The sequence below is a fragment of the Vibrio sp. Isolate32 genome (genome assembly GCF_022397955.1).
Lineage (GTDB): Bacteria > Pseudomonadota > Gammaproteobacteria > Enterobacterales > Vibrionaceae > Vibrio.
In genome coordinates this window covers 15854-28589 of record NZ_JAKEUQ010000004.1, presented here as the reverse complement: position 1 = coordinate 28589, position 12736 = coordinate 15854, and the positions used below count along the sequence as shown (strand labels likewise).

At 44.4% G+C, this 12736-nt stretch carries 10 protein-coding genes; 7 read left to right on the top strand and 3 right to left on the bottom strand.

The genetic code is table 11. The annotated features are described in order from the left end of the window. Positions 1-57 precede the first annotated feature (57 nt). From malT to sstT, 7 genes are all read left to right on the top strand, one after another. Positions 58-2766: an HTH-type transcriptional regulator MalT gene (gene malT / locus L1D11_RS04425; protein WP_239833078.1), complete on the top strand. Its 2709-nt coding sequence runs from the start codon at positions 58-60 to the stop codon at positions 2764-2766. Positions 2767-3311: 545 nt separating this feature from the next. Next, the gene (locus L1D11_RS04420) at positions 3312-4232 is read left to right on the top strand and encodes a DUF368 domain-containing protein (RefSeq protein ID WP_239833068.1); all 921 of its coding nucleotides are present in this window, start codon (positions 3312-3314) and stop codon (positions 4230-4232) included. Between the two features lie 196 nt (positions 4233-4428). Then, positions 4429-4869 carry a hypothetical protein gene (locus L1D11_RS04415; protein WP_239833069.1) on the top strand — a complete coding sequence of 147 codons (441 nt, stop codon included), beginning with the start codon at positions 4429-4431 and terminating at the stop codon, positions 4867-4869. Then, positions 4866-5462 carry an SCO family protein gene (locus L1D11_RS04410; protein WP_239833070.1) on the top strand — a complete coding sequence of 199 codons (597 nt, stop codon included), beginning with the start codon at positions 4866-4868 and terminating at the stop codon, positions 5460-5462. Before L1D11_RS04415 ends, L1D11_RS04410 begins: the two co-directional genes overlap by 4 nt. 112 nt (positions 5463-5574) lie before the next feature. Beyond that, positions 5575-6033 carry a copper chaperone PCu(A)C gene (locus L1D11_RS04405; RefSeq protein WP_239833071.1) on the top strand — a complete coding sequence of 153 codons (459 nt, stop codon included), beginning with the start codon at positions 5575-5577 and terminating at the stop codon, positions 6031-6033. Between the two features lie 505 nt (positions 6034-6538). Next, on the top strand, positions 6539-7603 hold the full coding sequence (gene rsgA, locus L1D11_RS04400; protein ID WP_239862051.1) for a ribosome small subunit-dependent GTPase A: 1065 nt from the start codon (positions 6539-6541) through the stop codon (positions 7601-7603). A gap of 406 nt (positions 7604-8009) precedes the next feature. Continuing rightward, complete coding sequence (gene sstT / locus L1D11_RS04395) at positions 8010-9224, top strand: serine/threonine transporter SstT (protein ID WP_116871261.1); 1215 nt, start codon at positions 8010-8012, stop codon at positions 9222-9224. A 159-nt stretch (positions 9225-9383) separates the two neighbouring features. Here the strand turns inward: sstT and L1D11_RS04390 are convergent, their stop codons facing one another. From L1D11_RS04390 to L1D11_RS04380, 3 genes are all read right to left on the bottom strand, one after another. Further along, positions 9384-10595, bottom strand: coding sequence for a tetratricopeptide repeat protein (locus tag L1D11_RS04390; protein WP_239833079.1), 1212 nt, complete (start codon positions 10593-10595; stop codon positions 9384-9386). Between the two features lie 639 nt (positions 10596-11234). Further along, a complete protein-coding gene (locus L1D11_RS04385; protein ID WP_239833073.1) occupies positions 11235-12164 on the bottom strand; it encodes a LysR family transcriptional regulator in 930 nt (309 codons plus the stop codon). A gap of 26 nt (positions 12165-12190) precedes the next feature. Next, positions 12191-12631, bottom strand: a complete 441-nt coding sequence (locus L1D11_RS04380) for an Lrp/AsnC family transcriptional regulator (RefSeq protein WP_239833074.1) — start codon at positions 12629-12631, stop codon at positions 12191-12193. Positions 12632-12736: the final 105 nt, after the last annotated feature.

Sequence of the window (12736 nt, the reverse complement as noted above, 5' to 3'; positions counted from 1 at the left end):
CATTACTATTTAAGAATCCCAAAAACATAAGCCACGGAATAGGTGAAAAACTTCGACATGTGGATCCCTTCGAAACTGACTCGTCCCGGCCGCTTACACAATGCAATTCTGCGTCCTAGGGTTCTCGATCTGCTTCAGAATGCAGATTGCTATAAACTCGTACTGTTCCGCTCCCCTGCTGGATACGGCAAGACCACCATGGCTGCCCAGTGGTTGGTAGATAAACCCAACGTGGGTTGGTATAGCATCGATGATAGTGACAACGATGCCTTCCGTTTCATTAACTACCTCCTTCAATCACTCAATAAAGCGACGCAAAACGCCTGCCCTAATGCTCAAAAACTGGCAGAGAAAAGACAATTTTCATCGCTGCACTCTCTATTGAGCGAAGTGTTCGCCGAGATGTCTGAGTTCCATCAGGAATGTTTCCTTGTGTTGGATGACTATCACCTGGTTAACAATGACGACATCCACGAAGCCATGCGCTTTTTCCTTAAGCACATGCCCGACAACCTCACGCTTGTCGTTACTAGTCGTGGCACACCACCGCTTGGTACGGCAAACCTTCGTGTTCGTGACTTAATGATCGAATTAGGCAATGACTCTTTGGCATTCGATACCGAAGAGACCACACGCTTCTTCAATCAACGCGTTGCCGATGGCATCGATGACACAACAGCCGATAGTATTTGTAGTTATGTAGAAGGTTGGCCTTCTGCATTACAACTGATTGCGCTTCAAGCACAGCACCAAAAGCGCACATTAGCGCAGTCTGCGGAGTCGTTCTCTCACTTCAACCATGCTCATTTGTGGGATTACCTGATCGAAGAAGTGTTCGACCTACTAGACAAAGAAACCCGCCAGTTCCTTATGCAGTGCTCAGTACTTGATCACTTTAATGATGAATTGGTGTGCGCACTTACTCAGCGCGAAGATGCGCTCGGTATGATTGAATCTCTCAACCGATTTGGTCTGTTCATCTACCCTCTTGAGGGAGAGAAGAACTGGTATCGATTCCATAATCTATTTGGTGAATTCCTTGCCCATGAGCGTCAAGCTCGCATTCCGCAACAAGAAGCAGAGCTGCACCGCAGTGCGGCAAAAGCGTGGATCAAACAGAAGACACCGCATCAAGCACTGCGTCACGCACAGCGTGCCGATGATCCTGATTTGATTGTTCAGATCCTCAGTGAGCACGGTTGGCAGATGTTCAACCAAGGTGAATTGTCATCACTAGAGATGGCAATTAAGCAGCTCACGACCGATCAGCTCTACAGCGAACCAAAGCTGTCGATGCTACGCGCATGGTTGGCGCAGAGTCAGCACCGCTATGACCAAGTGGGTACCTTGTTAGAAGAGGCAGAAACTCAGTATCAAACACGAAACATCGAGCTAGATACTCAACAACAAGGCCAATTCAACGCCCTACGCGCACAAGTGGCCATTAACAGCAACGAACCAGAGAAGGCACTCGAACTTGCAGAGCTTTCTCTAAGCCAGCTTAATACCACGGTTTACCGAAGCCGCATTGTGGCAACCTCAGTTGTTGGCGAAGTCAATCATGTAATGGGTAACTTAAGCCGTGCTCTACCAATGATGCAACAAACTGAGAAATTGGCTCGCCAGTATCAGGTTTACCATCAGGCACTGTGGGCGATTCTGCAACAGAGTGAAATATTAATAGCCCAGGGCTACGTTCAAGCTGCATTTGAGCTACAAGACAGCGCGTTTAAATTGATCGAAGAGCACCAACTAAAATACGTGCCTCTGCATGAATTCTTACTGCGTGTTAGAGCTCAAATATTCTGGTGTTGGAACCGATTAGATGAAGCTGAAGAGTGTTGCTACAAAGGCTTGGATATCCTTGGTCACCACTCTCCAAGTAAACACCTGCACAGTTATTCAATGCTGGCTCGTATTTCACTGAGTCGTGGAGAGATTGATAAAGCGTCGAAGTTTATTGACCAAATTCAGCACCTATTACGTCAATCAACTTACCATGTAGATTGGACGGCAAATGCTTCTCTCTCATTAATTCTTTTCTGGCAAGTAAAAGGCGATAAAGACGCTATTCGTGGTTGGCTGAGTGTCGCTGTTCGACCGGAATCGGCAAGTAATCACTTCTGTCAACTGCAATGGAGAAACATCGTTCGTGCTCACATCATCCTTGAGCAGTACGAAGAAGCAGAACAAGCGCTGACTTTCCTTAAGAGCGAAGCCCAACGTTCGCACCTGATTACCGACACCAACCGAAACTTGATCGTTGAAGCGGTGTTACGTACACAAATTAACGATGAAGAGAACGCACGTGTATTGCTTGAAAAAGCGCTTCATATGACTAATCAAACTGGTATGGTCGGCAACTTCTTGGTCGACGGTGGTACTATCGGACATCTCTTAGATAAGTTGAGTAGCAAGCCTGGCCTAGGTGATTTAGAACGCCATCGCGCTCAACAGATCATGAAAGATATCTCAACCACCCAACGCAGCCGCTCTGTTCACTTCGATGAAGACTTTGTCGAGAATCTAGTTAATCACCCGAATATTCCTGAACTTGTGCGCACTAGCCCACTCACCCAGCGTGAATGGCAAGTACTTGGTCTAATCTATTCAGGATTCAGTAATGAACAGATCGCTCAAGAACTCGATGTAGCGGGTACCACCATCAAGACTCACATCCGTAACCTTTACCAAAAGCTCAACATTGCTAACCGTAAAGAAGCAATCAGCACTGCAGAGAACTTGCTGCAGTTGATGGGGTACTAAAACGAATTCGAGATTGATTCAAGAAATGCTGAAGCTAGTCGCCGATGGTGGCTAGCTTTTTTTTGCTTGGAGCATTGGGAGAAATAATAGCTCACCAAACGACAGGCAAAAAAATAGCCAACCGCAATAATCGCGATTGGCTCTATATATTTGTGAACAAATCATAAGTTCACTAACAACGTCAGTTGGCTAGGTGACCCTCGGCTTAAAAAGGGTCAATGTAAATTATGCATTTAGCGTGCCAACTTTAAATAAGCCATTTTATAAGCCCTGTAGCGCATAAACGCCTCTAATTCACAATGCGAATTGCAAGGTGCATTTGCATAATGCAACAAAGATGCAATATTGATAGGAAATAAGTTTCACTGTGGCAGTTAATAACAAAACAACAAGCAGTTGTATTTACAATGCAATGCAGATATTCACTTCAACTTATTGCCTTACAATTACCCAGGTAATTAAAGCACCCTAGCAAAGGCATATTCATACTTTTTTTACACTAAAGTTTGTATACTGCACAAAATCATCCTCAACTCTATGAAGCAATGAACTACTTAAGTACTTTTTTCAAAGGCATGGCCATGGGCGCAGCTGACGTTGTCCCAGGCGTTTCAGGCGGCACCATCGCATTCATCACAGGTATCTACGATACACTATTAGAAAGCATTCGTAGAATTAACCCTAGCGTACTTCGTTTATGGAAGCGTGAAGGCTTCAAAGCTGCGTTTAACCACATCAATGGCTTTTTCTTAATTTCTTTGTTCGCAGGCGTATTTACCAGCATTGCGACATTCGCAAAACTGATTTCTTGGTTATTGGTCACTCACCCAGTACCTCTATGGTCATTCTTCTTTGGCCTGATTTTGGTGTCGGTTTTCCATATTCTTAAACAAGTAGAAAAGCGCGATATTATTCGATTCGTGTTTTTACTGCTTGGTGTTGCCTTTGCTTACAGCATTACAGTGCTTAAACCACTGCAAATGGAGCCAACCAGCATCAACATCATAATTGCAGGTGCGATCGCGATCTGTGCGATGATCTTACCTGGCATATCAGGCAGCTTCATTTTGCTGTTAATTGGTATGTACGGCCCTGTACTTGGCGCCGTGAAGGAGTTCCAGATTGACGTGCTTGCCCTGTTCCTTGCGGGCTGTGTGATCGGTCTGCTGACTTTCTCACATGTACTGTCTTGGTTATTGCGTTCATTCCGTGACTTCACGCTTGTGTTCTTAACCGGTTTGATGATTGGTACACTACCTAAGATCTGGCCTTGGAAAGAGACCATCAGCTGGCGCATCAACTCTAAAGGTGAACAAGTGCCTCTCATTCAAGAAAATTTGTCTCCATTTAACTTCGAAGCCGTCACCTCTCAGCCTTCTCAACTGACTTTGGCTGTGATCATGATGTTGGTTGCCATCGCATTAGTTCTTGGCTTAGAAAAGTTCGCCGATCGCAATGCTGACTAACCTCTAACAATCGTGCGGCATTTCGCATGTAGGGTGCTTTGCTTAAATAGCAACGTGCCAGTAAATTGAATCAAAGCGAAGCTACTGGCTTCGCTTTTTTATATCTACCATACGCACAAAATTGCTTTTTGATACAAGCACGTATTGAGTGGTGTGATACCATCGCCGTTCTTATAAAATCAAATGAGAACACGACATGCACCCAGCATTAAAGGTTGCTGCGCTCGGTATTGCGCTAGTCGCTGGCTTTTATGGACCACAGGCAGTCGAGCAATTTAAATCGGTAGTAGAGAACCACTCTCCTGACGTCAACTTAGATGACTACTGCATGCTTTCAACAACTTCGTGCGAGCAAGACGCCGTTGCTATGACCCTTGAGCATGAAACAGCTCAACCTCTAGTCCCAACAAGAATCAAAGTGGTGTGGGAAGGTGCGGCCTCTGAAACCTTGATGCTATCGCTGACCGGTTTAGAGATGGAAATGGGCTCAGCACGTTTCCAATTAAAAAATATTGGTAACAACATCTATGAAGGTGATGTCATTTTACCCGTGTGTACCATGGATCACATGACTTGGCTTGGTGAGCTCACCGATGGTGTTGAAACCGTAAGACCTGCAATAAGGATGGCAAGATGAGTAAGAATTGGTCGCTAGCGCTAGTTGTAGCGTTTGTACTTGGCTTTGGAGTAAAAAGCTATCTCGATGGTCAAACAGAGGATCAAGAGCAACACGCTGAAAAGCAACAATTCTCCGAAACAACACTTTTTGGAAAAGACAAACAACCAATAAAACTCTTTGACGAAACCGATGACAGAATTCGTATCGTTTACTTTGGCTTCACACGCTGTCCTGACGTTTGTCCAACGTCATTAGCGATGCTAGCTGGAGCACTCAACCAAATCTCTGATGAATCGAAAGCTAAGATTCGCCCGATGTTTGTTTCTCTTGATCCAGAGCGCGATGCCGCGGAAGCGTCATACGAATACGCGCAGTACTTCAACCCAATGATTGAAGGTATGAGTGGTCCATTGGATGTAACCACGAATCTGGCACATAAATACGGTGTTATTTTCAGAAAGACACAGCTTGAAGGTTCAGAGCTAGAATACACGCTTGACCACAGCTCATATTTCTACTTTTTAAAGCCCAACGGTACCTTGATTACTAAAGTACCGCACACGTTGACGCCTGCGCCAATTGTTGAAGCGATCAACACATTGACGCGCTAGTGTGCTAAGTCACTCTAGAAACAGCGTGTACACAAATAAAGAACTCAACTAATAGAGTTCGAAACGTAAAGTCAGGTCCCAGACCAAAATATAAAACAATAAGGACAACAACATGAAGTTAAAAGCACTTGCTCTAGCAGGCTTATTGCTCACTCCTCTTGCTCACGCAAAAAGCGACATCATGGTTCATGACGCCTACGCTCGTGCGACACCGCCAACAGCAGTGAACAGTGCAGTGTTTACGACCCTGATGAACCATAGTGAAAAAGATCGCGCTATTGTTTCTGCGACAACACCAGCAGCAGGTAAGGTAGAGCTTCATGATGTTATCGTTGAAGGTGATGTGATGAAAATGCGTCAGGTTCAACAGATCACAATCCCAGCAAATGGTGAAGTGGTATTGAAGCCTGGTAGCCTACATATCATGTTGTTTGATCTCGCAAGCAGCCTGAAAGAAGGTGAGCAAATCGAAATGACACTGACTTTCGCGAATGGCGAAACACAAACTTTCGAAACACCCGTTAAGAAAGTAATGAGTGGCATGAAAAAGATGAATCACGATCATCACTAATTCTAGAAACTGATACTCAACGAGTCTTATTAAGAGTCGCAACACACATCGGTAAAAAATTAGACAAATTAAGTCACGATGACTTCTCGCCATCGTGGCTTTTTGTTAAACTGCGCTAGCTTTCTGTGCAAAGCGTGACCACATTAATAACCAAGGAGAAGAGAAGATGATTGTAATGAAAACACTAAAACTGGCAGTAAAAGTAACGCGTTAATTTTGTTTGGTTAAACCAACTTTAATCTCGAACTACCAACATTAAGCCACAAGCTGGCTACAGCACACTTTTACCCGGTTTACACTTGATCGCACATGATCAAAGCATGCTCACTACGCATGAATCAATCCGGGGTCCTATCTATTTGAATGCGACCCAAACTCTAACGCATTTTTGACGTCTCGACGCTTTTTGGGCTTTAACGCTTCTGGTCTCACCAATAATGAGAGATCTCAGAAGAAGTAAATACTCTCGTAAGAAAAGAAAGCTCGCACGTCTGGGTAAATAGACATGAATTCACAAACTGCATTTTCTCATCCAATGTCACTTCAACAACTTGGATGGCAACCTGTATTTCAACAACAACTGACATTTGAAGATTACGATCATTCAGTGATCGCCCGTATCACCGCGCACCATCGCAGTGGCTACACATTGGCGTCTGAACAGGGCGAAATCACTCTACCCATTCATCACAACCAACCTGCAATGACCGTTGGCGACTGGGTAATATTGAACTCTAAACTGCAGTTCGATCGCTTACTGGAACGCCAATCGCTCTTTAGCCGAAAAGCTGCGGGCAGTCGTGTTGCTGAACAATATATTTCAGCCAATATCGACACAGTGTTTATCGTGGTTTCATTGAACAACGACTTTAATCTGAGTCGCATTGAACGCTACCTGGCACTTGCTAATGAAGCACAAGTTGAAGCGGTTATCGTCCTGAATAAGAAAGACTTGTGTGACGACTACGAAGACAAAGTACAACAGGTTCAAAGCTTAGACCCGATGCTCATGATCGAAGCGGTCAACAGCCTAGATCAAGACTCAACCCAAGTGCTGTCACCTTGGTGTAAAACCGGCAAGACCATCGCGCTAATGGGCTCTTCTGGTGTGGGCAAGTCGACGTTGGTTAACTCATTGCTAGGTGAAGCATCGCAGGCAACAGGTGGTATTCGCCTTGACGACAGTAAAGGCCGTCATACAACTACATCACGATCGCTCCACTTGCTCGTATCAGGTGGCTTGCTACTCGACACTCCAGGAATGCGAGAGCTACAACTTGCAGACTGCGCTGAAGGCGTGAGTGAAACTTTTTCAGACGTAGAAGAGTTAGCAATGCACTGCCGCTTCTCTGATTGTCATCATGAATCAGAACCGGGATGTAAGGTAAGGGCTGCGATTGAGAGTGGTGAACTGTCTGAGAGGCGATTTACTAACTATCAAAAGCTACTGAGAGAACAAGCAAGAAATGGGGCTTCTCTTGCAGAGCAACGCGCTAACAATAAGCAGCTTTCCAAAATGTATCGAAACGTACAGTCAGAAAGCCGCAACATTAAGAAAGGTTCTGCTTAAACAGTTGGCACATGGCCGCGAGTTAAGTTCATAGCTCATCGTTTAACTGAAAACGTCCAGCCCCATGGTGTTGATCGCGTGGGGCTTTTTGTTTCAATTAGATAAGAAAGCGACTATCTACGCACACAATGTTCTTACCAATCGCCATTTACATCTTCAAGTTGGTAGTATGTTAGCTCTATCAAATATGAATTTGCAGATTTATAACTCAATCAAAGCACATTTATTTAACATTTATCCCTAAAAACACCACTTAGCGCAAACAATCGCACTAAAAGTAAACTATTCCTAGACACCCGCTACGATCCCGCTAATATGACCGCCCATTCCACTAGTGTATAGTCGGAATCGTTACAACTTTATAAAAGATACATCACTATAATAAATTAACAATTGCAGGTATTTTATGCAAAATCACAACATGCTCGCCCGCATCGCTCGTGGGAATCTTGTCCTACAGATCCTTGCTGGTATTGTTTTCGGTGTCGTTCTCGCCATGGTTTCTCCTTCAGCAGCTCAAGACGCAGGCCTTTTAGGTAGTCTGTTTGTTGGCGCTCTGAAAGCTGTTGCCCCAATTTTAGTATTCATTCTTGTTGCAGCTTCTATCGCAAACCAAAAGAAAGGTCAGCATACTCATATGCGTCCAATCATCGTGCTTTACTTGATTGGTACCTTCTCTGCAGCACTAACAGCAGTAGTATTGAGCTTCATGTTCCCAACCACTTTGACACTGGTTGCAGGCGCAGAAGGTGCTAACCCTCCTCAAGGTATTGCTGAAGTTCTTCATACGCTTCTATTCAAACTTGTAGACAACCCGGTAAGCGCGCTAATGAACGCAAACTACATCGGTATTCTTGCTTGGGCTATCGGTCTTGGTCTTGCATTGCACCACGCATCTGCAACAACAAAAGCGGTTTTCGAAGATCTAAGCCACAGTGTTTCACACATTGTTCGCTTCATCATTCGTCTAGCGCCATTTGGTATCTTCGGTCTAGTTTCAGCGACTTTTGCGACCACTGGTTTTGAGGCGCTAGCAAGCTATGGTCAACTTCTAGCGGTACTGCTAGGTTCAATGCTAATCATTGCTCTAGTGGTTAACCCACTGCTTGTTTTCGTTAAAACAAAACAGAACCCATACCCTCTGGTATTCCAATGTATTCGTGAATCAGGTGTAACGGCATTCTTCACTCGTTCAAGTGCTGCGAATATCCCAGTAAACATGAACCTTTGTAAGAAACTAAACCTAGACGAAGACACTTACTCTGTATCTATCCCACTGGGTGCAACCATCAACATGGCAGGCGCTGCAATCACTATCACTGTGTTAACGCTGGCTGCTGTACACACCATGGGTATTGAGATTGATATCTTCACTGCAATCCTACTAAGCCTTGTTGCTGCGGTATCGGCATGTGGTGCATCTGGTGTTGCAGGTGGCTCACTGCTACTTATCCCTCTTGCATGTGGTCTATTCGGTATCTCAAACGATGTAGCAATGCAGGTGGTAGCGGTAGGTTTCATCATCGGTGTGATTCAAGACTCTGCTGAAACGGCGCTTAACAGCTCAACAGACGTAGTATTCACAGCTGCTGTATGTAAAGCTGAGCAGAATAAAGCTTAATAAGCCTTTATTCGCTCTCAAGCCAAAAGCTATATAAAGAAAAAGGGAAGCATCTGCTTCCCTTTTTTGTTGTCTCAATATCATTATAACCACTCAAGCAGTAATCAACTTATCACTATGGATAACGTGTTCCTTAGATAATCCAGTGAACAGCACTAATTAGCTTCTGCTCCAATTAGACTGACTAAAGTCTAGAGGGTCAATAGTCGGGTTAGCTTGCTTCTCTGTTGGTGCTTGCTCTCTATTCAGTTGCTCTGTACTCGGTTGTTGGCTGTAATCGTTATTCGCTTCTTGTGCATTCGATACCGGTATTTCTCGATGGCTGGTCTCTATATTTAAAGACTCACCCTCTTCATCAGATGCTTCTTTCACTTTCTTTGGAATCGGTATATTGCGTTTGTAGAGCTTGTTGAGCGCTTTGATTATAGAGTGCTTAGTAATTGCTTGTTGGATAAGTTTCGTCATTATCGGTTTAGTCAGCGCTTGTAAGCCTACAACCGCATCGACACCCAGCTCACCACCTACTTTATCTCTCAGCGACTTAGCTTCTGAGTAGCCAAAGTGAGCAGATAGAAATAGCCAGATATAAGCAATCGCATTGCCGTGTTCACCATGGTCGATCCATGCTTCACCCGCTCTAAACATCGCCTCTGCACTGTTCTTTTCTGCTGCTGTCTCAAACCAGTACACAGCCTCACTATGGTTAAGCTCTACGCCAACACCATTTAAGTAACTCATACCCAGTTTGATCTTGCCGTCTAGGTTGTTTTTCTCTGCCGCTTTGCGATACCAATCAACCGAGCTTTCTGCAGAGTAGTCCGGGTTTTCTTTGTCTAGGCACCAGTCACCCATGAATAGCATCGCTTCAGTATTACCACCAGCGGCAGATTCTTCAATATAGGTGTAACCCTTGGGAATGTTCTTTACGGTCCCGCGGCCATGAACCAGCGCTTTGCCCATCTCAAATTTCGCCGACATATCGTTATCTAAGGCTGAGATAGCAAGCTGCCAAAAGTTAGCTTGTTCTCTTAAGATCAAGTCTTCTTTTCGCTTCAAGCTTAAGCGCACAATACCGTACATGCCGTTGACGTTATCCAAATGTGCCGCTTTATCGTACCAATATAACGCTTCCTTGATATTGTTACGCTCCGCTTCTTTCGCCAAAAATAGAATCGATGGGACATGCCCGGTTTCTGCTTTAAAGTGGCGCTCTTTTTGTTCTTGGATACGTGCTTTTTCAATCGCCTTTCGGTAAGCGACAGCACGCGCTTTACGTTCTTGTTCCAAGCGCTGTTTTCTCAGTGATAAAGAAATCAGCCACACGGCAACAAGTATTAACGAAAGAGCAGTCGCACCAATTGCGATTCCCATTGTACTCATAAAATGTTTAACCTAATTCGGTTTCTTTCTACCCTATATCGGCCACAAGCAGCCTATATTGAGTACTTAATTTCTGGGGCAATTAGCCCTGCTGGTGACAGGAGACGTAGTCTTTACACACTCTGCCTTAAACTTGATTCAGTATCTCAGGAATACATAACGATAAGAAGTCTGCAAAGACTAATCCGTACGCAACCCACAAATCGTGTGATCTTGCTTCAATAAGGATGTTATCTCAAGTTTACCTTTCATCAAACGAGGCTAAACCGCTCACCAAAAACTGATGATTCAAAGCCTGTACCTGAAAGCAGCAGTGATGCATACCTCGCACCAAATATGACAACGTCACATAATACATGAAATATCAAGGCCTATGAAGCGGTCCTGATCGTCGATCAGGAAGTAAAAGTTGATGGCTACGTTCTGGGTACAAAAGCTCACCCAAGTGGTAAAGAGGTGATTCACAATCACTAACTTCGATTCAAGACGCACTCTTTGTGGGAAAAGAGCCGCTCACGCCAGCTATAACTGAACTTTACATTGTAAATTAGTGAGCGCTAGAAAAGTAAAAAGAAGCCAGTTCGTGTGACGTTCTGGCTTCTTTTTTGATTTGATATAGCAGAGAAACCGTTAATCTTGCTGCATCTTCTCCCAAATCGTCGGCGACCCAATATAATCTTGCACTGAGGTGATGAACTCTTTTACTAGCTTGGTCTGCTTACGGTGTGGGTAGACGGCGTATATAGCAGTATCCGCTGTTGAAATGGCGTAATCAGGAAGCAGTGTCACTAAGCCCAACTCTTTCATGGAGGCGTACAGATTTGATTGATCAAGAAAGCCATAACCTAAGCCATCTTTCACACAAGACACCATAGTACGAACATCACTCACCTTGTAGTTACCACGAATCGTCAGGCTCTGGAAAGTGTTGCCATGCGGCTCTTCACTGATTCGAAGATGATCAACGGTCATATCACCGTTGGTATAAATCACGGCAGGCAAAGCTAGCAAATCTTGTGGTGTTTTAGGTTCACCTTGCTGCTCAACAAAGTCATTTGAGGCGACCAGCATGAAATTGCTATCAGCTATCTTCTTCGCAATCAAATTCGATTCCACCAGCTTGCTAAAGCGAAACGCGATATCAAACTGCCCGGCAATGATGTTGGCGATCTTATCGTCCAAGGAAAGTACGATCTGAACATCCGGGTACTTTCTCATAAACTGAGTGATGATAGGTTGCAGGTATTGCTGACCAAAATAGATCGGTGAGGTAATTCGTAGCACACCTTTAGGCTCAGACTGGTACGAATCAGCGATACCTTGAATCTGATTGATGGTGTCTTTCAACACGTAGGTTTGCGCGAGAATATCTTCCCCTGCCGACGTCAAAGAAAACGAACGAGTAGAACGGTTGAGTAGCTGAACACCCAAGTCTTGCTCAAGCTTTTTGATCTGTTTAGAAAGTGAGGAATTGTCCATGTCGTGCAAAGTTGCCGCTTTGGTAAACGACCCTTGTTGAACCACATCTAAGAACAATAACAACTGATTGGTATTGGGCACTGCGCCGCTCCTAATTTTAAGCTCGATTAACGTTCATCTTTAGGGGTGTCCATCACCACCATGGTTGTGATGGATTGAACCTGAGCACACTCCCCTAGCACATCGGCATGAAACTTCTTATAGCTCGGTAAGTCTTTAGTCTCTACTCTCAACAAGTACTCGTTGGCACCGGTGATGTTATGACACTCAACCACCTCTTTCTCCATAGCGACGTGCTCTTCAAACTCCAATTGAGCAGATTTTTTGTGGCTTGATAAACCGATCGAAACGTAGGCGATAAAACCCACGCCCATTAAGCTGTTATCTAGAATCGCACGATAACCTTGAATGATGCCCTTGCGTTCAAGATCTTGTACACGCCTTAACGTCGCTGAAGCCGACAAGCCAATTCGCTCTGAGAGCTCAATGTTGGAGATTCTGCCGTCCAACTTAAGCTCTTGCAATATCCTTTCGTCAAATCTATCCATAAGTACTTATTATTGTGCATTTAGTGATAATAGAGGAAATAAAAGCACATAATTGCCTCACTTTCCACCTACTATGTTTCTCAACACGTGAAAGTCATGACCGGT